The organism is Lysinibacillus sp. G01H, assembly GCF_028872195.1.
Classification (GTDB): Bacteria; Bacillota; Bacilli; order Bacillales_A; family Planococcaceae; genus Lysinibacillus; species Lysinibacillus capsici.
On the sequence record NZ_CP118397.1, the window covers coordinates 4,158,106 to 4,184,453 of the forward strand.

The window sequence follows — 26,348 nt, forward strand, 5'->3', positions numbered from 1 at the left end:
TGGCGCCTTATACGCAGCTAACTAAAAAGAAATCGTTTCAATCTTACATGACTGCTAGGAATAAGTAAAGCACGGACATTGCATGCAAATCGTTCATCCATTACACTAAGGTAGAATTGAGGTGTCAAGAATGATTGTTTTACAGGTCAATCAACTAACTAAATCCTTTCTTGCAGATGAAATTTTAAGTGGTGTTAAATTAGAAGTTCAACACCGTGACCGTGTTGCCTTAGTAGGACGAAACGGTGCAGGTAAATCTACTTTATTAAAAATAATTGCTGGTCAAATGTCTTATGATTCAGGTGATATCATTATCCCAAAGGATATTCAAATAGGCTATTTAGAGCAACATGCAGGATTAAACTCTACGCTAACAATTTGGAATGAAATGATGACTATATTTGAATCTCTTTTAGCCCAAGAACAGCTGCTACGCTCACTTGAACAACAAATGGCTGATCCTACTGTCTATGAAAACCCTACTATGTATGCGAAGGTTATGTCGGAATATGATCAATTACAGCATACGTTTAAAGATGCAGGTGGCTATCAATATGAATCAGACATACGCTCAGTCCTTCATGGTATGCAATTTTATTCTGAAGACTATGACAAACCCATCAGTTCCTTATCTGGTGGACAGCGCACACGTTTAGCACTTGCTAAGCTCTTACTTAGTAAACCAGATCTTTTAATTCTCGATGAGCCAACGAACCATTTAGATATCGAAACACTATCTTGGTTGGAATCCTATTTAAAGGGCTATGAAGGCGCTATTTTAATTGTTTCCCATGACCGCTACTTCTTAGACCAAGTCGTTTCTATTGTCTACGAAGTATCCCGACATCGCGTTACCAAATACCCTGGTAATTATAGTGCATATTTAGATGAAAAAGCTAAAAATTATGAGCGTGATGTCAAACTCTATGAACGTCAGCAAGATGAAAAGGCTAAGCTAGAGGATTTTATCCAAAAAAATATTGCACGTGCTTCTACAACAAAAATGGCACAAAGTCGACGTAAAATGCTTGAACGTACAGAGTGGATGGAATCGCCGGATGGTGATGAGAAATCCGCTAGTTTCGGTTTCACGATTGAACGTCAAAGTGGAAATGACGTGTTATCTGTTGATGAATTAACGATTGGTTATAACGATCGTACCATTTCTAGGGGGATAAACCTTCGCACTTTTCGTGAGGATCGCATTGCCCTTGTTGGACCAAACGGAGTTGGTAAATCGACACTATTAAAAACAATTGTAAAAGATTTATCCCCTCTTGCAGGTAGTATTCGTTATGGTACGAATGTACAAATCGGCTACTATGATCAAGAGCAAGCAAAGCTATCGAGCAATAAGAGTGTCCTGAAAGAATTATGGGATGAATGGCCACTCATGAACGAAAAAGATATTCGTACTGTATTAGGGCGTTTTCTTTTTAGTGGTGAAGATGTGGATAAAGCTGTATCCTCTTTATCGGGCGGTGAAAAAGCACGCCTTGCACTCGCAAAGCTAATGATGCAAAAGGCTAATTTCCTAATTCTGGATGAGCCTACCAATCATTTAGACTTAGATAGCAAAGAGGTATTAGAAAATGCCTTGATTGATTATCCTGGTACGCTTCTATTTGTCTCACATGACCGCTACTTCATTAATCGTATCGCAACGAAAGTGGTGGAGTTATCTGGAACGGGTTCATTTGAATATTTAGGTGACTACGATTATTACGTTGAGAAAAAGCAGGAACTATTGGAGCTAGCACAAATGAAGGCTGCCTCCCAACCACAAGTACAGCAAGACCTGCCTGATAAAACGACTACATCAAAAATTGATAAAGAAGCAAAAAAACGTGAACGTCAAATTAGACGTACGATCGAAGATTTAGAAAGCAAGATGCAAGAAACATCTGCTATTGTTGCAAGACTAGAAGAGGCTCTTTGTGACTCTGCCATTTTCACCGACCATGAAAAAATTTCAATGCTTCAAGCAGAATTAGCAACTGCTAAAGAGCAGCATGAGCTATTAGAATTAGAATGGCTTGAGTTAAATGAAGAACTTGAAAATATTAGTATGTAAAGGATGTAAGCCATGTGAAAGGTCACATGGCTTTTTCTTTACTTGTCTTCATTTTTCATATATATTGGTCAAGTGCTATTTTTCGACAAAAAATGCCCACAGTTTTATTCACACTATAAATCTAGTAATACCAACATATCAACAGAGTTTTCCACATTGTCCACAATAGAAATTTATTTTATCCACATTCTATCGTATAAAACCAGCTACTATATATTGAATAATCACAAGTTATACACAAGTTATCAACAATTTGTGCATAAGTACGCGTGTTCGCCATTTAATTCCCTCCTTTACCTGTGGATAATTTTCTGAAAAATTTGTCAATTGCGATGCTTCTATTGACTATTCCCTTAGCACGGTTCTTTTTTATCAACAATGATTCGACAATTAAAAAAAGAGATATCTAAAAATATAGATACCTCTTTCCTATACTATACCCAGGATTTTAACTCCATTCCTGGACGTCCATTCATCATTAAGTTTCCTCGAATACCAGCCTCAAACATCGGCATAGCTGCTGCGCCAATCATTGCCGCATTATCAGTACACAATTTAAGCGGGGGTACAAAAAACGGGATACCTTCCTCTTCAAATACAGTCTCCAAAGAAATTCGCAAACCTTTATTTGCTGCTACACCTCCAGCTGCAATAACCTGCTTCACCTGATATTCGCGAGCAGCACGTAATGTTTTAGCAGTCAGTACTTCAACAACACTTTCTTGAAAGCCCTTGGCAACAGCTGTTGGTGAAATAGCTTCACCTCGTTGGTCCATATTATGTTTATAATTGATGACAGCTGATTTTAAACCGCTAAAGCTGAAATCATACGAATCCTCTTCCAACCATACTCTTGGAAAAGGAACAGCCTCTCCTTCCTCATGAGCAAGACGATCAATATGTGGCCCACCAGGATAAGGTAAATTTAAAACACGCGCCACTTTATCATAAGCCTCACCAGCTGCATCATCTCGTGTTTCACCAATGACCTCAAAAGAGCCATGTTCCTTCATATAGACAAGCTCTGTATGACCGCCTGAAACGACTAGTGCTAATAAAGGGAACTCCATTGGCTGAACAAGCGCATTGGCATAAATATGCCCTGCAATATGATGTACACCTACAATTGGTAAGTTGTTTGCAAAGGCAAAAGCCTTCGCCGCATTAATGCCAATCAACAATGCACCTACAAGACCCGGACCCTCTGTAACAGCAATCGCATCTAAATCTGTCGGCTTTAATTTTGCTTGGGCTAATGCTTCTTCAATTACCATCGTAATTTGTTCAACGTGATGGCGTGATGCAATTTCAGGGACAACGCCACCAAATCGCTTATGACTCTCTATTTGAGAAGCAACAACATTCGACACGATTTCATGACCATTTCGAATAATCGCTGCAGCTGTTTCATCACAGCTTGATTCTATTGCTAATATCAATCCATTATTCATTATAAATTCACCCACATGACAAGGGCATCCTCCCCGTTATCAGTATAATAGCCTTTCCGTATACCACCATCTTGGAATTGAAGCTTACGATAAAGATTTTGTGCAACCGTGTTCGTTACTCGTACCTCCAATGTCATAACCTCCATTCCATGTAAACGAGCTATTTGCAGCGCCTCACGCATTAATCCCTCGCCTATACCTCGTCCACGCGCTGCCTCAATAACAGCTACATTCGTAATTTGGGCTGCATCTATAACCATCCACATCCCGCAAAAACCAATAATACTTCCACTTGCATCAACAGCCAGCACATAATGGGCATACTGATTTTCATGCACTTCATAGTAAAAGGAATCCAACGTCCAAGGTACAGGAAATGAAGCGACTTCAATTTCATAAACTGCTGGTACATCATCAGAAACCATTTTACGATAAGTTACATCACTACTCATGTTCTTTCTCCTTCTGTTCTTTCAGCCAATTTGCTTCAGCCTCTGCAATTCGTTTATATTGTGGGACAAAGTGATGAGTAGCTTCAACACTTGGTAATTCCACTTTAGTTCCTAAACGAATAACTTCCGTTGCACGTGGCAAGTCAAGACTAAAAGGTGCACGAAAAGCGTTATCGCCAAGCTTCTCTACAATGTTATCCCAAAATATGCCCACATCTGTTCCTACAAATAAAATAGGTGCATCTAATGCCCTTAAACGCTCTAACAAATCAGTGATATGTGTATGATGATCCTCCACAAGAGCCTCTAGTGTCACTCCTTGATAAACTGCTGTATAAACATTGTCTCTTCTTGCATCAAAAATTGGACAAATTAATCCATTATAAAGGGCAGCATTTGCAGCTAATGCTTTTAAGCTAGAGACACCGACTAAGGGTATCTGTAATGTCCATGCTAGGGTTTTCGCTAATGTTACACCTATACGGACCCCTGTATACGATCCTGGCCCTTCAGACACTGCAATGACATCCAAGTCACCTGCCTTCAAACCTGCTCTTGCTAATACCTCTTCAATAGCGGGCATTGCGCCTGCTGAATGTGTTAATTTTATATTTTGTACCAGCTCCGCTACCACTTTTCCATCCATCACCACAGCAACGGAAAGTGGTGTATTTGCTGTTTCTATTCCTAACCAAATCATTTCATTAGCTCCTCACATAGTGCCTCATAACGTTCCCCACTAGGTATGAACACGAATCGTCGTTCATTGTCTCCGATTCGATAAATCTCTATCGCTAATCGATTCTGTGGCAAATCCTGTTCAATTAAATGCGCCCACTCTACCACTGATACGGCATCTCCATAAAATAATTCATCCCAACCAAGGTCCTCGTCACTTTCAGCCAAACGATAAACATCTAAATGATTGAAGGGTAAACGTCCTTCATACTGTTTAATGATTGTAAATGTTGGACTGTTGACCGTTCTTTTCACACCAAGCCCTTTTGCTAAGGCCTTCGTAAACGTTGTCTTGCCTGCACCCAAATCTCCTTCTAATGTAATCGTATCTTGAGCTTCTAGTAAATTGGCAAGTGCCAGGGCAAACCGCTCTGTATCATCAACTGAATTCATGATTATTTCATACATTCTCATTTTTCCTCTCATCACTACATTATCTCTAGTTTACCTAAACTAGCGAAAATGTTCAAAGCATCCCATATCATTATATCCTACTTAGATTATCTTCGTTAAAAAGCCTAATTCAGGTAGCTCATTTAAATAAAAAAAACACGCCTTCTTTTACAAAGACGTGACAATTATTTATCTGTTTGAATGACCTTTCACTGCTATGATTTCTTTGCCAATTAGTTTATCATCCTTAAATTTCACTATATAGGCCTGTGTCATCAAAATTTCATCATTCCAACGATATTCATTATTTTTGATTTTTTTACCTGCGCCGCCTGCTGCTTCTACTACCTCAATATATGACATATCATTTTTTAATTTCTCAAATTCTACTTCGCTCATATTTTTTTGCCAGTGATACGCATTTGATTCTTCAATCTCCATAATAGGATCTCCACAGCCTACCATCATTATCATGGAACCAATAAGCAAAGGTAAATAAATACTTTTAAAAAAATAATCTTTGCTCATCTAAACACCTCCGTAGCCAATCCGATTACTTCTACATTTTTACCCCTAATCTTTATATCAGAAACACCTCTAATTTTACCTTATAGAAACGCTATCATTTATCGGTAATTTTTACTATTTTTAGATAATGTTAAATATATGAAATTCGTTATGTTTAAGGCAATACTATCGATCATTTCAAAGCGATTTAAGCCATTTTTTAGACAGCATTGATATGTTTTAGGGAAATAGATGTTGTTTATTGAATAATAAAGGGAAGTTGGTCTCAAATACTTCACAGAATGTTATGCTTTTAGCCTCTGTGTTTCTACTAGGCAGTGATGATCCTTTCGACGTTATTCATTTGTCATGTTATTTCTATTTAATTTTACTGATAAGCTCCTAAAAGATGAATTGGATCCATACGCCAATCACATACAAAAAAGTCCTTATGATGTAAAATCATAAGGACTGGAATATTAATTTAAATGGCGGTCCCGACCGGGATCGAACCGGCGATCTCCTGCGTGACAGGCAGGCATGTTAACCGCTACACCACGGGACCTCTTTAAGACATTTATAAATGTATCATAAGAAATACTACAATGCAATACTTTTTTAATAGAATTTGAACAATTCTACAATAATATTTTATTTTTTTGTTTATATGCTATTATTACCTACAAAATATATATCAGGAGGTAATATATGTCTACTATTTACGAAACTCGTAGAGCAATTTTCAAATCAAAGCTTGAGGAGGATATAGCTTTCATTACATCGCCAGCTAATATTTTTTATTACACTGGTTTTTTATCTAATCCTCATGAGCGCTTTATGGCACTTATTTTCAATAGCAAAACAAATGAAGAAATATTATATGTTCCTGCCTTAGATTTAGAAGCAGCAGTACAAGTTACTGATATTCAACACATTGTACCAATAAGTGATGAGCAAATGCCATTTGAGGTTGTCAAAAGCACCATAGGAAACCTTGGTCAAACAGCTGGTGTGGAAGCAAAGGCACTTAATCTTTCACGCTATTTGGAGCTTACAAGTACCTTAGATGTACAAGTCAAAGATATTCAACAACTAGTCAATAGGCAACGCTTGCATAAAACGCGAGATGAACTCAATCAACTGAAAGTGGCCATTGATATTATTGAACAGGTGATGACAGAGGGCATCAAAAAAATTCATATTGGCATGACCGAATTAGACCTTGTTGCCGAGCTAGAATATTTAATGCGTAAATTTGGAGCGGATGGCCAGTCCTTTGCCTCGATTATTTTGTCTGGTGGAAATGCTGCCTTGCCGCATGGTCAACCTAGTATGCGAAAAATCGAGCATGGAGATTTTGTGCTGATTGACATGGGTGTGATTAAAGATGGCTACTGCTCTGATATTACAAGAACATTTGTCATTGGCGAAGCGACAGAAAAACAACGAGAAATATATGAGACCGTACTAGCTTCGACACTAGCTGGTATTAAAGCAGCAAAAGCTAACATTCCATTAAAACAAGTAGATTTGGCTGCAAGAGCAGTTATTGAAAAGAAGGGCTATGGCGACTATTTCAACAACCGCGTTGGTCACGGACTTGGCATTGAAGTTCATGAAGAACCTTCTGTCCATGCAGGAAACAATGATTTAATTACAACTGGTATGGTATTTACAATTGAACCAGGTATTTATATACCCCATTACGGAGGCGTTCGTATCGAGGACAATGTTTACATCAATGAACTTGGCAAAGCAGAAGTGTTGACTACTTTTCCACGCGAATTACAAATTTTATAACCTGCCTAGCACAAAGGAAGTAAATTCGAATTTTTCGAGTTTACTCTTTTTTTGGCACTAATCTTGCAAATAAAATAATAGATTCAACAAACTAAATTAGTAGGAGGTCATTTCCATGATTCGCTACATTTTCACCCGAATCGGCTTCATGATGATTACGTTATTTATCATCATCTTGCTTTCATTTTTACTTATGAAAGCTCTACCTGGTTCTCCATTCAACGATGAACGGTTACCTGAAGCGCAAAAAGAATTACTGTACAAAAAATACGGTCTAGATAAACCAGTACCTGTACAGTTTGGGATTTACCTGTCGAATCTTGTTCAAGGGGATTTAGGTGTTTCTTTTGTTTTTGATAATCGCCCGGTTACGAAAATTATTCAAGAACGCATTGGCGCATCGGCTATTCTCGGATTCCAAGCCGTTTTTGTCGGTACTATTATCGGCTTACTGTTAGGTATCGTAGCAGCATTAAAACATAACACCATGATTGATTACGGTGCAACCGTCTTAGCAGTACTCGGTATTTCTATTCCTTCATTTGTATTTGCAGGCTTTTTACAATATTGGGTTGGTGTTAAACTCGGCTGGCTGCCAATTGCTTTTTGGAATGGTTTTGAATACTCGATTTTACCAACCATCGCTTTAGCAGTTGGCGTTGTGGCAACTATTGCCCGCTTTACTCGCATTGAAATGTTAGAGGTACTCAACCAAGAATATATTTTAACCGCTCAATCAAAAGGATTATCGAATGCTTATATTATTACAAAACACGGGATTCGCAATGCGCTCATTCCAATCATTACAATTATCGGACCGTTAACTGTGAATACGATTACTGGTTCACTTGTTATTGAGAAAATTTTCAGTATCCCTGGTTTAGGGGAGCAATTTGTTAATTCGATTATTACAAATGATTATCAACTAATTATGGGCACAACGATTTTTTACGCTTTTTTATTTGTCAGTGTCATTTTAATTATTGATATTTTATACGGGTTCATTGATCCTCGTATTCGTGTAGCGGGAGGCGAATAATTTATGACAACCAAAATCACTGAAGGCACAAAGCATTATCCAGCCGATTTATTTGAACCTGCCTCTCAAGCAGATAAGGTCTCAGATATTGTGCATCGACCTGAGCAATCATTTTGGCAAGATGCATGGCGTGGTTTACGTAAAAATAAAGCAGCTATTGTCGGCTTATGTATTATTATTTTCGTTATTTTATTAGCTGTTTTCGGCCCATTTATGAATAGCCATGGCTACGATGAACAAAACATTGCGCGCACCAATTTACCACCAAAAGTTCCCGTTCTGGAATATTTGCCTTTCTTAGGTTTGAATGGTGTCGATGGGCGTGGCGTGGACCAATACGAAAAAAAGGGTATAACCGAATATTTTTGGTTCGGTACAGATGAATTAGGACGAGATTTATGGACACGAATTTGGCAAGGCACGCGTATTTCACTTTATATCGCCTTTCTCGCAGCCACGATTGATTTAATTATCGGTGTTGCTTATGGTGCTATCTCAGCCTTTTATGGGGGACGTACTGATAATGTCATGCAACGTATTATTGAAGTATTAGTTGGTATTCCAGGGTTAATAGTCAATATTCTTCTTATTCTGATTTTGAAGCCCGGCATCATTTCTATTACTCTCGCAATGGTTATCGTTGGCTGGATTAGCATGGCCCGTATCGTTCGCGCACAAATATTAAAGCTCAAATCATATGAATATGTACTGGCCTCCCGAACACTCGGAGCGAGTAACCAACGATTAATTTGGAAGCATTTAATTCCTAATACACTTGGCCCAATTATTGTCGCTACTACTTTTACTATACCTGGCGCGATATTCACAGAAGCCTTACTTAGTTTTATCGGATTAGGGCTACAACCACCTACCGCTTCCTTAGGAACAATTGTGAATGACTCATATAAACTATTGCGCATTTACCCACATGGCATGATTGTTTCTTCTATTATTATTAGCTTAATTATGATTAGCTTCAATTTACTTGGAGATGGACTGCGCGATGCATTCGATCCAAAAGTACGTAAATAAGGAGGTGTTCACAATGAAAACCATTTTAGAAGTCAAAAATCTTAGCGTTTCCTTCAACACGTATAGTGGCGAAGTACAGGCTGTACGCAATGTTTCGTTTGACTTATATGAAGGCGAAACATTAGCAATCGTTGGCGAATCAGGGTCAGGGAAGTCCGTTACTTCGAAAAGCCTATTACGCTTAAATCCTTGTGAAACAACAATGATTAAAAATGGCCAAATCTTATATCATAACAAAAACATTTTAGATTACAGTGAACAGCAAATGCGTGGGCTTCGCGGGGCTGAAATCTCAATGATTTTCCAAGATCCTATGACTGCATTAAACCCTACGATGACGATTGGCAGTCAAATTGCAGAAAGCATTAAAAAACATACGTCTTTACGTGGCAAGCAAATAATAGAGCGGGTCATTGAATTATTACAACTCGTTGGCATTAAAGAAGCAGATAAACGCTATAAGCAATACCCACATCAATTTTCAGGTGGCATGCGTCAACGAATTGTCATTGCAATGGCACTTGCTTGTGAGCCGCGCATTATTATTGCAGATGAACCGACTACAGCATTGGATGTTTCGATTCAAGCCCAAATATTAGAATTGCTTAAAAACATCCAAAAAAAGATGAATCTCTCGATAATATTTATTACCCATGATTTAGGGGTTGTCGCAAAAATGGCTGACCGTGTTGCCGTGATGTATGCAGGTAAAATTATAGAAATTGGCTTAGCCGATGAAATTTTTTACCACTGTCAACATCCTTATACACAAGGGCTACTCGCTGCGATGCCGAATCCAGATATCGATGCGGAATCATTATATGCCATTCCAGGGACACCGCCTAACCTATTGCAACCACCTGTGGGAGATGCCTTTGCGGCTCGCAATAAGCAGGCACTTAAAATTGACTTTCTAGAAGAACCACCTATGTTTAAAGTAAGCGATACGCATTATGCTGCAACTTGGCTATTGCACAAGCAGGCACCTACAATGATACCTGTTCATCAACAGCTAGCGCAGGAAAAGCAAAAAGAACGTGAGGAGACACCTCTATTTGATACAAACCATCCGTTTTTATCCTTAAAGGAAGTGAAGCAATATTTTAAATTAGGGAAAAATACAATTAACAAAGCGATAGATGGTATTACTTTTGATATTTATAAAGGGGAAATTTTCGGTTTAGTTGGCGAATCCGGCTGCGGCAAATCTACTACGGGACGCTCTATTATCGGACTCAATACGATAACAGATGGCACCATCCAAATTGATGGGCAATCCATTTATGATGCACAGACAAAACAAGAGAAGCTTGCCTTTCATCGCAAAGTACAAATGATTTTCCAAGACCCTTATTCTTCTCTGAATCCACGGATGAAAATAGCAGACATTATTGCGGAAGGTCTTGCAATTCATGGCGTACCGAAAAGTGAATGGAAAACAAACATTTATGAGCTTTTAGACATTGTAGGCTTAACCAAGGAATATGCGAATCGTTATCCACATGAACTAAGTGGTGGACAACGTCAGCGCATTGGTATTGCACGTGCGCTTGCTGTAGAGCCGAAATTAATTATTGCCGATGAACCAATTTCTGCATTGGACGTGTCGATTCAAGCACAAATCGTTAATTTGCTAAAAAAGCTCCAGAAGGAACGAGGGTTAACGTATTTATTTATTGCACACGATTTGTCGATGGTAAAATATATAAGCAATCGTATCGGGGTCATGCATCGAGGTAAAATTGTTGAGTTAGCGGAAAGTCAGGAACTTTATGACCACCCTATCCATCCTTATACAAAATCATTATTATCGGCTATTCCTCTGCCTGATCCTAAACTAGAGCGTGAACGACAAAGGATTATTTTTGATGAAACCAAATACAACGCCAATGATCGAGCAAATGAAAAGTTTATAGAAGTCCGTCCAGGTCATTTTGTCATGCTTACGGAGGATGAATTAATGCAATATCACCAAACAAATGCTAAAGGTATATTGCAATGAAGTTATCTAAGGTGATGCTGGTGACTGTTTGCATTTTTTTATGTTCCTTGTGTTATTCGTTATTATCAAGCCACACTGTCGCACTACTAACAATGATTAACTACACGTTTATGTTATCGCTTGCTTGTACAATTGTTGGAGGCTCGTTATTTGTTGTGCAAGGTGGTTTTTTCAATGGCATTGGTTATAGCTTTAAACGTTTTTTTGCTCGCGTTTCAAAAAATGGAGCGTACGCTTATGAATTAGATGGTAATCTGGAATTTATCCAAGCACCTACATATTCCTTTACTTATCCTCTTCTACTAGCTGGAACGCTCGGTTGTCTTATCACAACGATTTTATCTGTTGTGTTGTATTGAAAAACCAAAATGATTTCCCATTATACGGAAAAGCATGAGACTGTAGAGATAAAGGATAGATCTTCACTACAACAAGTCCTACCACTACTTTCGTGGTGGGGCTTACCTCGTCATATTCATTAATTGCGCTTTAGGATGCTGTGTAGAAATCTCCATAATGGACATTCATGTGATAGAAAAAGTGTTAGATTGACTGCCATCAATCTAACACTTTTTTTGCTGCGCCGTTGTTGTCCGCTTCGGCGGTGCTTTCCGCAGGCATACACGTAAGCCGCAACCCTCGCTTACGCGCAGGTTTGTTGCGTCTTACGCTGTGTGCGTTCCCGCAGGAGTCACCGCCTCCGCTACCAACAACTAGTTTTTTCTTCTAATTTATTATTCATTGCAAAAGAAAGATCAGTTCATATTTTATGCATGTTCCTTAGTGAAAATTTATCAATACCAATGTACCGCTATTTAAGATTTTAAGCTTATGTCCCAGCCACTTTCCCTTTTATCCCTAATTCGTTTTTTTACTTATCGATTTCAACCCATTTGTAGCTAATATCCGCTGAGAATGGATGTTCATATAAATTTTTCACATAAGGCTTCTTTAAACGACTTACACCTTTTTGGAATGTTGGAGCAAATGCCACATCTTCCATCATCAGCTTTTCAGCTTGTTGCATTAATTGCCAACGCTCCTTAATATCAGCAGTCGTTTTTGCTTGCTTAATTAACGCGTCCACTTCTGCATTTTTATAATGGGATTGGTTATAGTAAGCAGTTGATTCAAATAAATCAATATATGTCATCGGATCTTGAAAGTCCGGACCCCAGCCACCATAGTCTAAATCGTAGTCAACTGCGCCTTCTAATGCTAGTTTTTGTTTATTCGGCTGCATATTAATCGTTAGCTCTAAGCCAGCAAGATTGGTTTCTAATTGGTTTTTAATAAATTCAGCTGCTTTTTTTGATTCTGCTCGGTCATATGTTAAAAATTCTAGAGTTACTTTATCAACTCCTAGTTCTTGTAAACCAGTAGCCCACGCTTTTTTGGCCGCTTCAATATCTGTTTTATTCATATCACCATTCGCTTCGCGGAAATCAACGCCATTCTCATCCGTTGATAACCCTTGAGGGACTAAGTAGTAAGCAGGAATAGAACCGTCCTGTAAAATGACATCCGCAAATCCTTGTTTATCCCAAGCCATATCAATCGCTTTACGAATGTTTTTATTCCCTAAAAACTTGTTTTCATGATTCATACGAATAAAATACGTATTTGGTTTTAAAAATGTTGAATATTCTGGGCTATCTTTGTATTGCGCTACATACTCACTTGATAACTCAGTCGTATCAATTTCCCCTGCCTCATATAAGTTAACTGCTGTAGCAGTATCTTTTACAATTTTTTGCGTTATTTTCGTTAGCTTAACAGCATCTTTGTCCCAATAGTTTTCATTTTTTGCAAAAGTCCATCCTTGTCCGTGCTGCCAAGACTCCATAATAAATGGACCATTATAAATCATGTTTGCTGCTTCTAACGCGTATTGATCACCTTGCGCCTCTGTAAATTCTTCATTTAACGGGAAAAATGGCGCGTAAGTTGTTAAGCTTAAAAAATATGGAATTGGTGCATTTAGTTGCACTTCAAGCGTAAAATCATTTAGCGCTTTTATGCCGATTTTATCTACCTTACCAAACAGTGGATCTCCTTCTGTTTGCACATTTGCAGCATTTTTAATATCGAGCATTAAATAAGAATAAATTGCTTGTGTTTCAGGATTAATTGCTCTTTTCCAAGCGTAGACAAAGTCATGCGCCGTAACCGGAGTGCCATTGCTCCACAGTGCGTCTTCACGTAACTTGAACGTATACACCGTACCATCTTCTGATACTTCATATGACGCTGCCATACCTGGCACAGGCGTATTCTCTGGTCCAATGCGATATAACCCCTCAAATACTGAATTCATCGCCGTTACAGCGAGTGCATCTACACTTCCTAAAGAACTCATCGTCGTTAAATCTCCGCCTGCAACTAAATGAAGTTCTTGTGTAACAGCAGACTCTCCCCCATCAGTAGCTTCTTTGTCCGTGCTATTTCCCCCAGTTGAGCTACCGGCTGAATTGTCTTCTTTACCATAGCAGCCCACTAATACAACGAGCATAAGACCTAACAATACAACGAGCCATTTCGTCTTTTTAGCCATACTCAAAACCCCTTTGATTTTATTGCACGATGGATACCGTACTGATTAACTAATATGCAATAATCATGCCGATACTTTTCTAGACTTATAAAACTGGCATAGAATTTGCAATATATTCTAGAAAGGGGGAATTACAGCATGTCACAACTACAAAAAGTACGAGGAGCATTACAAAAACAACAAACAGAGGCGCTTATCATCACAAACGATCAAAACCGTCGTTATTTAACTGGATTTACAGGGAGTGCTGGTACAGTAGTGATTACACCAACAAAGTCAATGTTACTTGTGGATTTTCGTTATACCGAACAGGCAACGAAACAAAGCCGTGCTTTTGAGGTACGTCAAATAGAACGCGCACATTTATATGAAACGATTCAAGAGATTTTCGATGCCGAATCTATCCAAACAGTTGGATTTGAACAACAGCATGTGAGTTACTATACGTATCAATTAATGGCTAGTAAACTAACAGCTACATTAAAACCGCTATCAAATATTGTGGAAGATTTGCGAATGATTAAAACACCTAAGGAAATAGAACTAATAAAAAAAGCAGCGTGGATTTCAGACGAAGCGTTCCAACATATTTTAACATTTATTAAACCTGGTGTTTCAGAGATTGACATTGCCAATGAATTAGAAGCGCATATGCGTAAAAATGGTGCTACTGGGGCTGCATTCGATATGATTATCGCTTCTGGTAAGCGCTCCGCCCTACCACATGGTGTTGCAACTGACAAAATCGTAGAACAAGGCGATATGCTAACACTCGACTTTGGTGCTTATTATCAAGGTTATCGTTCAGATATGACGCGAACAATCGCTGTAGGTGAGCCACCAGAAAAATTAAAAGAAATCTATCAAATCGTATACAACTCATTGCAGCATGCGCTCATGCATATGAAAGCTGGTATAACAGGGAAAGAAGCAGATAGTTATAGCCGCGACTTTATTACAAGCAAAGGTTATGGGGAACATTATGGACACGGTTCTGGGCATGGGATTGGCTTAGATATTCACGAAAATATTTTTATGTCTACTGTTTGCGAAGATCTGCTAGAAGAGAATATGGTACTTACAGTGGAACCTGGTATTTATATAGCCGATTTAGGTGGTGTCCGAATAGAAGATGATGTCATTATCACAAAAGATGGCATTGAAATCATTACGCACTCACCAAAGGAGCTTATTATTTTATAAGCGCTTCATACTGTGAGAAGAATATTTCTATATTTTATACACTTAGTGTCGGCATGTTTAGATTTTAGACACATTCGTCGCATCTTTTGCTAACAGCAATTTTTAAGTAATTACATGTACATTACATTAGATATGTCAAAGTTTCTAGTCACCGGCTGATAAGAAATACTACCGACACGCTATTTTAATTATGAACATCATTTTCTATCGTTTTCTGGTAATTAAATAGAGAATCGAGGTTTTATTATGCATCTATCAATGAAACAAACACAAGATTTGAATTTAGTGATGACCGTGCAACTTCGCCAAGCCATTGAATTGCTACAGTATTCTACTCAAGAACTAGAGCAGTTTATCCGTGAACAAGAATTGATGAATCCATTAATAGCATTGACTGAGCCAACAGTCCCAGAACGTATGCCTACTTCAAAAACTATAACTGGTCAAACAAACATGGTAGATACTTTATCTACATATGAACAAAATATTCGCGATGAGTTATTTGAACAAGTGAAGTTAACATTCTCTAAAGACACAGATATAAAATTACTTAAACATATTATTTATCATTTAGATGACAACGGTTACTATGAACCACCTATTGTGCCTATTTATAAGGAGCATGAAATTCATAAAGGTATTCACTTATTACAAACAATTGGACCTCTTGGTGTTGGGGCACGCAGTTTACAAGAGTGTTTACTGTTACAAACAATTTATCGTCATGATAGTCCAAAACATACTGATGAAGTGATTGCCAATCATTTAGAAGCATTTGCAAATAAAAAATGGCAACAAATCGCGAATGAGTTACATATCTCGCTTTGCGATATGCAAGCCATTTATCAATTTATTCTAACTTTACAGCCTAAACTAAGTTCACTGTTCCATCAAGAAGCCATTCAACACAATACGCCGGACATTATTGTACAAGTTAAGGATAATGTTATTACATTTTCTTTAAATGACTTTTATTTGCCTAAACTTAAACTTCACCCTGACTACGTTCCATATATTACGAGCAATTCTTCTGACAAGGGTTATTTTAAAAAGCAGTTATCAGATTATCAATGGCTCGTTAACAGTATTGAACAACGGCGCCTTACCATTATCAAAATTATGACGGCTCTTATTGACAAGCAAAAAGCCTTTTTTACACATGGCTTTGCTGCTTTACAGCCTCTCACATTGCGTGAAGTTGCTGAGCAAATTGGTGTACATGAATCAACCGTTAGTCGTGTTACAACAAATAAATATGTTCAAACACCATATGGTACGTATGAGCTTCGGGATTTATTTACTTCAAAATTACAAACAACTACAGGTGACAGCGTGTCCCAAGTAAAGGTGAAATCACTGCTGACTGACTATATTAAGAACGAAAATAAAAATAAACCGTTGTCAGATCAAAAAATTGCTAACTATTTCAAAATGAGTCATGGTATCGAAATTTCACGTCGTACGATTACAAAATATCGTGAGGAGATGAATATCCCATCATCTTCACGACGCAAGGAAATTCAATTTAGTTAAGCATTTGAAAGGAGCTATCGCATTGTCGATAGCTCCTTTCCTGTCTATTTTAAGGGGGGTTACACATTCAATTTTGTTTCATATTAACAAAGACGCTTTTATTTCTGTATAGTTGGACAGGCCGTATTCGCCACCCATTTCGCGACCTATACCTGATTGCTTATAGCCACCAAACGGCATTGTTTCCCATTCTAAACCAAAATCATTGATCCATACGGTTCCTGCTTGTAGTTTACTAGAGATATAGTGAGCTTTTTTCACATTTTCCGTCCAGATACTTGCAGCTAATCCATACTTACTATCATTTGCACGTGCAATGACTTCTTCTATTGTTTCAAACGAAAAGATGGACATGACTGGCCCAAAAATTTCTTCTCGGGCAATTGTCATATGATCTTGTACATCTGCAAATACAGTAGGTTGCACAAAGTAACCTTTGTTAAATGCACGCCCACCACCTGCTACAAGCCGTGCACCTTCTGCTTTTCCTTTTTCGATAAAACCAAGTACTGTATTCAATTGTTTTTGCGAAACGAGTGGACCCATTTCTGTCTGTGGATCTAATCCAGGTCCTAGTTTTACTTCTTGTGCATTCTCAGCAAGCTTTTCCACGAATTGATTGTACAAACTACTGTGCACAAATACACGAGTACAAGCGCTACAGTTTTGACCATGATTATACATTGTTCCTGCAAATGTACCTTCGATTGCAGTTTCAATATCTGCATCTGCCAACACAATTGCTGGCGATTTACCACCGAGTTCTAACGTCACACTTTTCACATCATCTGCTGCTTTTTTCATAACATGAATACCTGTTTTTGTTGAGCCAGTAAATGCAACCTTTGCGACACCTTTATGTGTGACAATGGCCTCTCCTGCCTCTCCTGTTCCAGGAACAATGTTCACAACACCATCAGGCAAACCGGCTTGTTTCATTAATTTCCCTACATATAATAATGACAACGGTGTTTCCGCTGCTGGTTTAATCACAACGGTACAACCAACTGCTAATGCAGCGCCTAATTTCCATGCAGCCATGGCAAGCGGGAAATTCCACGGAATAATTTGTCCAACAACACCTACCGGCTCATGAACCGTATAGTTTAAATAATTTTTAGATACTTGTACATTTTGCCCTGTTATTTTTGTTGCCCAACCTGCATAATAACGGAAATGTTGCACAGTACCATCTACATCATCAGCTAATGCTGTTTCGTAAGGCTTCCCATTATCTAATGATTCTAACTGTGCTAATTCCTCACGGTGTTCCTCTATTAAATCCGCAAATTTATAAATAATACGTGAACGTTCAGCTGCCTCCATGAAAGACCACTCACCGTCAAATGCTTTTTGTGCTGCTAACACTGCGACGTTGATATCTTCAGCTTGTGCCTCACTTACAGTTGCAATGACTTCTTCATTCGCTGGATTTAAAACGTCAAAGCTTTTACCTGATTGAGATGCCACGTATTCACCGTTAATGTATAACCCAATCGGTGATTGTAAAAATTCTAGTACTTTTGGTTTCAGCGTTAATAAAGCCTCCATATTTGACACCCCTTTTGTTAATGAAGTTCAGTAACCAACACATCTAAGTCAGCCAAAATAGCTTTTAATTGCGCATCTTCTTCTGCCGTCAGTGGCAAACGTGGTAAACGGCATGGTCCACCTGCCCAACCTTTTAGTTCCATTGCACGTTTAGCAATTTGTACATATTTACCTGAGCCTTCTAAAAACGCACATAATGGTAAAAGTCGATCGTAAATGGACCACGCCTTTTCTAGATTACCCTCTTGTACATTGTTGTATAGTTCAGTTACAAGTTCAGGCACGATGTTCCCTGATACAGAAATCCAACCGACCACACCGACAAGGAATGATTCAATTGCTAAATCTTCTGATCCACAAAATACTTTAATATCGTCTTGTCCTTGGCGTACAATATCACGTGCTTTGCCGATACTACCACTCGATTCTTTGATATGTGTGATGTTTGGTACTTCTCTGCCTACTTTTAATATCGTGTCCAAACCAATATCCACACCTGATGTGAACGGATTGTTATAAATCATAATTGGAAAGCTAACCGATTCTGCTACTGTTTTAAAGTGTAAATATATTTCCTCGTCTTTCGGATGTGCATAATAGGAGTTAATAAGTAATGCAGCGTCTGCTCCAGCCTGTTCAGCTTGTTGTGTATAGGCAACAGCATCCGCTGTAGTCTCTGCAGCTGTCCCTACGATTAACGTAATACGACCTTTAATTTGATCGACTGCTACTTCTACCGCTTTCATACGTTCTTCTTTTGACAAACTTACAAATTCCCCTGTACTACCGTTAATTGCAATGCCTGTTACACCTGCTTCAATAAAATGTTCAATATTTTGACGGAAACCATCCCAATCAATGTCTGTTTGATTTAACATCGGCGTTACTAATACTGGAAATACACCTTCTAATTTTTTCATCATTCTTTCCTCCTCAGTTTTAGTTATTACACAATGATGAATCCTTGTTGTAATGGATCTTCGCTATCTACTACAAATTGATGGATTCCTGTGATATATCCTTTTAATGCAATTTCGTAGCCAACTTCATGTTTTCGTGTCAACTCGATACTGCTGCCGAAAATACTATTATTTATTTGAACTGCTTGATCGCCTAATATAGCAGTTAAAGCTAATGTACTATCAACACTTGGCGAACGTAAAATATAGCCATCTCGTTCAAATGTTACTGAACGTACCATACTGTCTAATTTTTCATACACAATTACACCATCAGCATCATGATATTTGGCACTTTCAGTTATTCCCCAAGTGCTAATATAAGCTAATTCATCTAGCACGAGTGCCTTTATATGATGCGGTTTTTCCATCACAATATAGTGTCGTTCATCGTCCACTACAACTCGCTCACCGGCTATCCTTGCTGGCTTCACTGTCAAATGAACTGACAGTACTTCGTCTTTTGATTCCGAAAGTTTTACATATACTTGGTGGATACCTTTTACCGTTTCAATCGAATAGATGTTGTCGTCTGATAATTCAATTGTGCCGCATTCTAGTAATGCCGTTGTCGTTGCTACAAGTGCCTCATACTTATAATCTGTCGATGCCGCATGTTGGAAAAATAATAACCGAAATGAAGCAACGGCAGATGGCAATATTACGCAGCCATGCATACCACGATGTCCTCGTGGCTCATTTAATAAAAGGTTTTTCGTATTTTCAAATTGTGTATTTAATGCAGTAGCCGCTTCTGCTATTTGTTCTTGATAAATGGCAATAGGTGATTGCACCACTATACGAAAGGCTTCCCCCACTACTTGTGTATCAATTGTTTGAAAAGATTTGTTATAGTTCATCTATATCCTCCTTTAGTGATCCATCGGTGGAATCATTAAATAGCCTTCTTTTAATGGATCTTGCTCATTGTAAAAGAATTTATGCATGCCCATTACCCACGCAGACCCTGTTACTTCAGGGATAACGGCCACCCCATCACCTACTGTTACTTCCTCTAGTACACGTGCTGTAAATAATGTTCCTACGATACTTTCATAAACAAATGGTTCATTGACTGCCAGCTCATTTTTCGTATAAAGCGTAGCAATTTTAGCTGACGTTCCTGTACCACATGGTGACCGGTCTATCCCACCTGGTGGTACAACGACTGTATTTTTTAAATGTGCTAATTCATTGGTAGCATCCGTATAAAACTCCATATGTGTGAGTCCCTCAATAAATGAAAACTCAGGATGGACAATCTTTTCTTTGGCATTGACAGCATTTCGGAGACGAATACCTGTATTAATGATTGCTGTCGCATTTTCTACTGATAAATCAAGACCTATTTTACGAGCATCGACAATACCATAAAAATTGCCCCCATAGGCTATTTCACATTCAACTGTCCCTAGCTCTGGATCCTCAATATCCACTTTTTTTAATAGAAATGAAGGTACATTTTTAAATGTCACTTCTTTCGCAATTCCTTCTTCTACTTTAATTTGTACATCGATTAAACCTGCTGGCGTGTCTAATGTAATATTTGTATACGGTGTTTGAATGTCTATTAATTTTGCTTCGACAAGTGCTGTACATACACCAATCGTATCGTGTCCACACATTGGTAAGTAGCCACCCGTTTCGATATAAATAACACCAAGATCGGCATCTGGATGGCAAGGGTCAGTAATAATCGCACCTGACATAACACTATGGCCGCGGGGTTCGTTCATCAAAAACTTGCGTATCCAGTCGTAATGTTTTTGCATATATAACATTTTGTCTGACATCGTTTCCCCTTTTAGTTTCGGCATACCACTAATAAGTGACCTTGTTGGATTGCCCCCTGTATGGGTATCAATTGTGGTAAATAGCTTTTGGAATTTCATGTGTGAAGTACTCCCTTCTGAAATCGATTCATATTAACTGGCTCCGTCGGAATACACGTATTTTTATGTTGCAGCAATTCTTGCACGAGTTTTCCTGTAACGGCAGCTAAGCTTATACCGTCCCCTTCATGACCTGCCGCTATATAGAAGCCAGGTACTTGCTCTACTTCACAAATAATTGGTAAATGATCCTCCGTCCATGGTCTTAACCCACAATATGTACGAATAATCGACATATCGGCGATTTTCGGATAAAAGCGCATAGCACGCCTTGCAATCATTTTGACAACATCATGATTGACTTTTGTATCAAACCCAACAAATTGACGACTACTCCCGATTAAAAAATTTTGTGCTTCGGTTGGTTCAAAAACTAATGCCACACCGTATTTTTCAATATCCGCATCCACCATCCGCTCTCCACCAAATTTAGAAATTAAATAGCCAAATTCCATCACTTTGCGAAGACCTACTGGCTCTTGACGAGACGCCACAATAAGGTGTCCTTTACGCGGCTGTATTGGAATATCGATGCCTAACATCTGGCCAATGCTTGGAGCCCAAATACCACAAGCATTAATTACTTTGTTAGCCGTCATCGTCTCCACATTTGTATCGATTAAAAATGTGCCATCTGACTGCTTCTTAATCATTCTGACTTCGGTATGTTTTCTTATGTTTGCGCCTAATTTTTCTGCTGAATGGAACATGGAAAACGTCAGCATATACGGATTCACTGTTGAGTCGGTTTTACACTCAAGCCCACCATATAAATCGTCTGCAAAAAACTTTGATTCATTTCTTAAATCTGCGCGGTCTAACATTTTAAAATCTAGACCCGCTTGTTTTTGCCGTGTCACCCATTGCTGTGCAGCTTCCATTTCTACTTCACTTTCACAAACAAGAATACTTCCTGGGTTACGGTATTCAAATTTAATTTCCAAGTCTTTATCTAAGTCATGTACTAATTGTTGGCTTACTAATGACATTTGGCTATCAAAGCCCGGGTCCTTATCAATGGCTAAAATATTGCCATCACAACGAGAAGATGTACCACTCGCTAATTCATTTTTTTCGAGTACCGTTATTTCAAGTCCCGCCTTTGCACAATAATAAGCAATTGCCGCTCCAATAATGCCTCCGCCAATAATAACGATATCATGATGAGATGTCCCCAAGGTTCTCCCCCCTTTTTTAACTAGCACTTAACATTGTGCAAAAACTATGCCAATCTAAACATCTGAAATTTGTTTGATTAAGAAGCCACTATATGTCAAAATAAATTTTAATATTCTAAAAAATTTGACACACGGTTACGAAGGGGGACTTACATTGCATCCATACCATTTAATTATGAATAAAATGCTAAAACGAAATTTCGCTTTTATCCCTATAGAAGAAGTCATTACTAAAATGAATAATGATAAAATACAGTATTTTGTTATTGAAAATGACAAACCTTATGCCGTTAAAAGAGGCAAACGAAAAAGTGATATTAACTATATCGCCTGTCAAATTGTTCGTATGGATTGTCCGCTCAAAACAGCGCTTGATTATTTAGAGGAATATGAGTATTTACTTGTGCGTGACGAAGAAAAAAAATATATAGGTTATTTATGGAAAGAATCCTTAATGCATGATCTTGCCTATGAATTAGAGTGTACTAACGCTTACTTAAACACTATTTTAGAAACCATTAATGAATCATGTACTGTCATTGATGGTAATCAAAACGTCATTTATTGGACAAAAGGTGCCGAAAGTATTTTTTCTGTATCTGGCAATCATATTATTGGACAACCCATCACGAATTTCTTTAAAGAAGACCAACTTGAAATATTACATACATTACAGCATGGGAAATCCGTTTATCAGCAACAACATTTTCCTCGTGAAGATCTTGTCGTGATGATTAATTCAAATCCTGTTATGTTAAATGATAAAACGATTGGCGCAGTGGTGGCAGAGACAGATATTACGCATGTAAAAAAATTAAACGAGGAGCTCCATATTACATCGGAAAAATTACTGAATTTAGAGAAACAGATGAATACGAATGGCTTAGCGTATGATCCTTTTACATTAATCCGTGGCAATAGCCCACAGCTTAAAAATGTGCTTGAAAAAGTAAAAAAAGTCGCTGAAACAGAAGCCAATATTTTAATATATGGTGAAAGCGGGGTCGGCAAAGAGCTTTTCGCTCGAGCCGTCCATGCCATTCGAGAAAAACCTGAAGCGCCCTTTGTAGCAATCAACTGTGGGGCCATTCCAAGTGGCTTATTTGAAAGTGAGATTTTCGGTTATGAAAAAGGGGCCTTTTCTGGTGCCCATCAAAAAGGAAAAAAGGGGAAAGTTGAGTTAGCACGTGGCGGCACCTTGTTTCTAGATGAAATTGGGGAAATGCCTTTAGACATGCAAGTGAAAATTTTGCGATTGCTACAAGAAAAAACATTTTATGCTGTCGGTGGCACAAAAGAAATGGATGTTGATTTTAATTTAGTTGCTGCTACGAATAGGGACTTAAAACAATTAGTAGCAGAAGGAAAATTTAGAGAAGATTTATATTATCGTTTAAATGTTGTAAATTTCACTGTTCCCCCATTACGAGAGCGTGCATCAGATATTTTAGAAATTAGCAACTATTTTTTATATGAAAAATCGATTAAATACAACCGCCCTATTCAAGGAATTCCTCCTGAGATTGTCAATATTCTATTACACTATCAGTGGCCAGGAAATGTACGTGAACTTAGTAATGTTATAGAACGGCTCGTTGTTTTTTCAAATGAGGGAGCCATTCATGTAGAAGATTTACCAGCCGATATTTTGGCGGCTGTTCCTAAAGCAGAACTACTAGAGGTACCAAAAGACTTGCCACATAGCAATGGCTCCCAATTAAGTGAACAGCTTGAACATTATGAGCGAGAAATTATTTTGCAACAACTGACTTCTGTGAATGGCAATAAAAAGATGTGTGCAAAAAAATTAGGCATTACACGCGCCACTTTATACAACCGATTAAAAAGGCTAAATATAGATGTCTAATTTTTTTAAACTGTCCATTTTTTATACACGTATTGTTTGATACTTTATACATTCGTTGGATGCTGATTAAAATAATAAAAGAAATTATCTGGCATAGTTTTTGCAGTAACTATATATGTAAATAAAAATTGCGTATTAGGGGTGTAGGCTATGCAAAATAAAACTATGATGGTATGTCGTTGTGAAGAAGTTAGCTTCGATGAACTAGTCAAAACAGCATCTGAATATAATTGTTCTGCACGAGAACTAAAATTACGTACGCGTGCGGGAATGGGCTACTGTGGTGGTCGTACTTGTCGTACAATGGTAGACCAAATCGCACATATCTATCAGCCAAGAAGCAATAATGACATATCATTAAAATACCAAGCGCCCATTCGTCCGGTGCGTTTTGCGGATTTAGGGGAGGTTAAATCATGACAGAACGTATTATGAGTCATCCTATTTTGGGAGATCTGCCACACAAGGAAAAAGTATCTTTTACTTTTGATGATCAATTATACGAAGCATATAAAGGCGAATCATTAGCAGCTGCATTACTTTCCCAAGATATCCGCACATTACGCGTGCATGAGGAAACCGGTCATCCACGTGGTATTTATTGTAATATTGGTCATTGCTTTGAATGCCGTGTAAATATCAACGGCTTAGATGGAGAACGTGCATGTATTACGCCAGTCACTGAAGGTATGGTTGTAAAGAGTGGCAAAGTACTTCCAACGACGGTACGTGATTGGAGGAAACATCATGGGAAATAAAGTAATTATTATCGGTGCTGGTCCTGCTGGTCTTTCTGCAGCTATTACTTTGGCTGAAAAAAATATTGGCGTTGTTGTTATAGATGAGTACCTTTATGCAGGCGGACGTTTACTTGGACAACTTTACGAAGAAAGCCCAAATAAATGGTGGAATGGCATAGTAGAATCCGAACGATTATTAGCTCGTGCTAAAGAATTGAATGTCGAGTTTTCTTTACAAACGTCAGTTTCAGATTTAGAAAAAATAGATCAAGATTGGGTACTCCATACGAATAAAGGTGTTTTCCATACAAAGCAGTTGCTCTTAGCTACAGGTGCCGCTGAATCACCGTTCCCTATTCCAGGATGGACGTTGCCTGGTGTGATGTCTGTAGGGGCTGCGCAAGTCATGACAAATGTGCATCGGGTAAAGCCCGGCAAGCGCGGCGTTATTATTGGTGTTAATGTGCTTTCTTCTGCAATTGCTATGGAGTTGCAAATCGCTGACGTGCAAGTGGCAGCTATCACATTACCTGCAGCCAATTTATTAACAATTAATAGTAGTAATCCATTAGAGGTAATGAATTCTTTATTGCATGTTTCTCATATGGCCCCTTCTCCACTTATAAAAATTGGTAGTAAGTTTATGAAAAATGAATTCCTAAAGAAACTTGGGATTACATTCTATCCTAAAGATGGGGTTAGAATGTGGGGGATTCCAATTATGTTGCGAAAAGCTGTTATTGAAATTGTGGGTAAAGACCAAGTTGAAGGTGTTGTTCTTGCAACAGTCAATATAGATGGTTCTATTGTTCCAGGCAGTGAGAAACGCATTGATGTAGATTTTGTTTGTATCGCAGGAGGATTATATCCGTTAGCAGAATTGGCCTCTTTAGCAGGTTGCCCCTTCCATTATATTGAACAATTAGGCGGATTCGTCCCTCTACATAATGAACAAATGGAGACGAACTTAACAGGCTTACATGTTGCGGGCAATATTACAGGAATTGAAGGCGCAAAAGTAGCATTCGCACAAGGAAAAGTTGCTGCCCTCACTATTGCATCCAAGTTAGGTGCTAGCGTTACGCAACTAGACATTCAACAAGCAATTGAAGATGTAGAAACAACAAGGGCTAATGCCCATATCCAATTCCATCCGGAAGTTTTAGTAGGTCGTCAAAAAATGAAGGAAATATGGTCACAAACTTTGTCACATACGCTAAGTTAATTATGTCCATTTTTTTAGACAAAAGTAAAAAAGTGTATACAGTTTTTAAATCAATTGTTCCTATAAAAAATCTTTCTCTAGCTTTTTAAGAGAAAGATTTTTTATTTTTTTATAGCCTTAACCCATTCGTTTCGTTGTCGAAAAAACATGAAGCTCAA

General features: G+C 38.2%; 22 protein-coding genes, 1 tRNA gene and 1 pseudogene. 12 read left to right on the plus strand and 12 right to left on the minus strand.

The window, feature by feature from the left end; genetic code table 11:
• Positions 1 to 130: 130 nt before the first annotated feature.
• Positions 131 to 2,074, plus strand: a complete 1,944-nt coding sequence (locus PSR12_RS21115; RefSeq protein ID WP_221683020.1) for an ABC transporter ATP-binding protein — start codon at positions 131 to 133, stop codon at positions 2,072 to 2,074.
• A gap of 434 nt (positions 2,075 to 2,508) precedes the next feature.
• Here PSR12_RS21115 and tsaD read toward each other — a convergent pair whose 3' ends face one another.
• From tsaD to PSR12_RS21145, 6 genes are all read right to left on the minus strand, one after another.
• Complete coding sequence (tsaD, locus tag PSR12_RS21120) at positions 2,509 to 3,525, minus strand: tRNA (adenosine(37)-N6)-threonylcarbamoyltransferase complex transferase subunit TsaD (protein ID WP_221683021.1); 1,017 nt, start codon at positions 3,523 to 3,525, stop codon at positions 2,509 to 2,511.
• Complete coding sequence (gene rimI / locus PSR12_RS21125; protein ID WP_202342881.1) at positions 3,525 to 3,977, minus strand: ribosomal protein S18-alanine N-acetyltransferase; 453 nt, start codon at positions 3,975 to 3,977, stop codon at positions 3,525 to 3,527. The genes tsaD and rimI overlap by 1 nt, the downstream gene beginning before the upstream one ends.
• Positions 3,970 to 4,677, minus strand: a complete 708-nt coding sequence (gene tsaB / locus PSR12_RS21130; RefSeq protein WP_221683022.1) for a tRNA (adenosine(37)-N6)-threonylcarbamoyltransferase complex dimerization subunit type 1 TsaB — start codon at positions 4,675 to 4,677, stop codon at positions 3,970 to 3,972. Before tsaB ends, rimI begins: the two co-directional genes overlap by 8 nt.
• Positions 4,674 to 5,123, minus strand: coding sequence for a tRNA (adenosine(37)-N6)-threonylcarbamoyltransferase complex ATPase subunit type 1 TsaE (gene tsaE / locus PSR12_RS21135; protein WP_221683023.1), 450 nt, complete (start codon positions 5,121 to 5,123; stop codon positions 4,674 to 4,676). The genes tsaB and tsaE overlap by 4 nt, the downstream gene beginning before the upstream one ends.
• Before the next feature lie 174 nt (positions 5,124 to 5,297).
• Positions 5,298 to 5,636 carry a hypothetical protein gene (locus tag PSR12_RS21140; RefSeq protein ID WP_221683024.1) on the minus strand — a complete coding sequence of 113 codons (339 nt, stop codon included), beginning with the start codon at positions 5,634 to 5,636 and terminating at the stop codon, positions 5,298 to 5,300.
• A gap of 468 nt (positions 5,637 to 6,104) precedes the next feature.
• Positions 6,105 to 6,180, minus strand: a tRNA-Asp gene (locus tag PSR12_RS21145).
• Positions 6,181 to 6,323: 143 nt separating this feature from the next.
• Here PSR12_RS21145 and PSR12_RS21150 point away from each other — a divergent pair.
• From PSR12_RS21150 to PSR12_RS21170, 5 genes are all read left to right on the plus strand, one after another.
• Positions 6,324 to 7,415 (plus strand): aminopeptidase P family protein, encoded by a 1,092-nt coding sequence (locus PSR12_RS21150; protein ID WP_004224330.1) that lies wholly within the window; start codon positions 6,324 to 6,326, stop codon positions 7,413 to 7,415.
• A 115-nt stretch (positions 7,416 to 7,530) separates the two neighbouring features.
• A complete protein-coding gene (opp3b, locus tag PSR12_RS21155; protein WP_004224327.1) occupies positions 7,531 to 8,454 on the plus strand; it encodes an oligopeptide ABC transporter permease in 924 nt (307 codons plus the stop codon).
• A gap of 3 nt (positions 8,455 to 8,457) precedes the next feature.
• The gene (gene opp3C, locus PSR12_RS21160) at positions 8,458 to 9,486 is read left to right on the plus strand and encodes an oligopeptide ABC transporter permease (protein ID WP_221683025.1); all 1,029 of its coding nucleotides are present in this window, start codon (positions 8,458 to 8,460) and stop codon (positions 9,484 to 9,486) included.
• Positions 9,487 to 9,499: 13 nt separating this feature from the next.
• On the plus strand, positions 9,500 to 11,488 hold the full coding sequence (locus tag PSR12_RS21165; RefSeq protein WP_342456117.1) for an ABC transporter ATP-binding protein: 1,989 nt from the start codon (positions 9,500 to 9,502) through the stop codon (positions 11,486 to 11,488).
• Positions 11,485 to 11,847, plus strand: coding sequence for a DUF3899 domain-containing protein (locus PSR12_RS21170; protein ID WP_009374130.1), 363 nt, complete (start codon positions 11,485 to 11,487; stop codon positions 11,845 to 11,847). The genes PSR12_RS21165 and PSR12_RS21170 overlap by 4 nt, the downstream gene beginning before the upstream one ends.
• Before the next feature lie 512 nt (positions 11,848 to 12,359).
• Here the strand turns inward: PSR12_RS21170 and PSR12_RS21175 are convergent.
• Positions 12,360 to 14,042, minus strand: coding sequence for a peptide ABC transporter substrate-binding protein (locus PSR12_RS21175; RefSeq protein ID WP_004224317.1), 1,683 nt, complete (start codon positions 14,040 to 14,042; stop codon positions 12,360 to 12,362).
• Positions 14,043 to 14,180: 138 nt separating this feature from the next.
• On the opposite strand from PSR12_RS21175, the gene PSR12_RS21180 reads away from it, so the two are divergent.
• Positions 14,181 to 15,245: a M24 family metallopeptidase gene (locus PSR12_RS21180; RefSeq protein WP_257520665.1), complete on the plus strand. Its 1,065-nt coding sequence runs from the start codon at positions 14,181 to 14,183 to the stop codon at positions 15,243 to 15,245.
• Positions 15,246 to 15,491: 246 nt separating this feature from the next.
• Positions 15,492 to 16,778, plus strand: coding sequence for an RNA polymerase factor sigma-54 (gene rpoN, locus PSR12_RS21185; protein ID WP_274770433.1), 1,287 nt, complete (start codon positions 15,492 to 15,494; stop codon positions 16,776 to 16,778).
• 67 nt (positions 16,779 to 16,845) lie between these two features.
• Here the strand turns inward: rpoN and PSR12_RS21190 are convergent.
• The 5 genes and pseudogenes from PSR12_RS21190 to PSR12_RS21210 all read right to left on the minus strand — a co-directional run bounded on the left by PSR12_RS21190 (position 16,846) and on the right by PSR12_RS21210 (position 22,358).
• Positions 16,846 to 18,329 (minus strand): annotated as a pseudogene (locus tag PSR12_RS21190) (aldehyde dehydrogenase family protein).
• A gap of 17 nt (positions 18,330 to 18,346) precedes the next feature.
• The gene (dapA, locus tag PSR12_RS21195) at positions 18,347 to 19,249 is read right to left on the minus strand and encodes a 4-hydroxy-tetrahydrodipicolinate synthase (protein WP_274770436.1); all 903 of its coding nucleotides are present in this window, start codon (positions 19,247 to 19,249) and stop codon (positions 18,347 to 18,349) included.
• Between the two features lie 26 nt (positions 19,250 to 19,275).
• Positions 19,276 to 20,148 carry a proline racemase family protein gene (locus PSR12_RS21200; protein WP_221683031.1) on the minus strand — a complete coding sequence of 291 codons (873 nt, stop codon included), beginning with the start codon at positions 20,146 to 20,148 and terminating at the stop codon, positions 19,276 to 19,278.
• A gap of 12 nt (positions 20,149 to 20,160) precedes the next feature.
• Complete coding sequence (locus tag PSR12_RS21205; RefSeq protein WP_004224302.1) at positions 20,161 to 21,180, minus strand: proline racemase family protein; 1,020 nt, start codon at positions 21,178 to 21,180, stop codon at positions 20,161 to 20,163.
• A complete protein-coding gene (locus tag PSR12_RS21210; RefSeq protein ID WP_004224299.1) occupies positions 21,177 to 22,358 on the minus strand; it encodes an NAD(P)/FAD-dependent oxidoreductase in 1,182 nt (393 codons plus the stop codon). Before PSR12_RS21210 ends, PSR12_RS21205 begins: the two co-directional genes overlap by 4 nt.
• 175 nt (positions 22,359 to 22,533) lie before the next feature.
• Between PSR12_RS21210 and PSR12_RS21215 the strand changes: the two genes are divergently transcribed.
• The 4 genes from PSR12_RS21215 to PSR12_RS21230 all read left to right on the plus strand — a co-directional run bounded on the left by PSR12_RS21215 (position 22,534) and on the right by PSR12_RS21230 (position 26,190).
• Positions 22,534 to 24,225, plus strand: a complete 1,692-nt coding sequence (locus PSR12_RS21215; RefSeq protein WP_446720661.1) for a sigma-54 interaction domain-containing protein — start codon at positions 22,534 to 22,536, stop codon at positions 24,223 to 24,225.
• Between the two features lie 150 nt (positions 24,226 to 24,375).
• Positions 24,376 to 24,645 (plus strand): (2Fe-2S)-binding protein, encoded by a 270-nt coding sequence (locus tag PSR12_RS21220; protein ID WP_004224294.1) that lies wholly within the window; start codon positions 24,376 to 24,378, stop codon positions 24,643 to 24,645.
• Entirely contained in the window at positions 24,642 to 24,983 is a 342-nt protein-coding gene (locus PSR12_RS21225; protein WP_221683032.1) for a (2Fe-2S)-binding protein, read from the plus strand. Before PSR12_RS21220 ends, PSR12_RS21225 begins: the two co-directional genes overlap by 4 nt.
• Positions 24,973 to 26,190 (plus strand): NAD(P)/FAD-dependent oxidoreductase, encoded by a 1,218-nt coding sequence (locus PSR12_RS21230; RefSeq protein WP_221683033.1) that lies wholly within the window; start codon positions 24,973 to 24,975, stop codon positions 26,188 to 26,190. Before PSR12_RS21225 ends, PSR12_RS21230 begins: the two co-directional genes overlap by 11 nt.
• Positions 26,191 to 26,348: the final 158 nt, after the last annotated feature.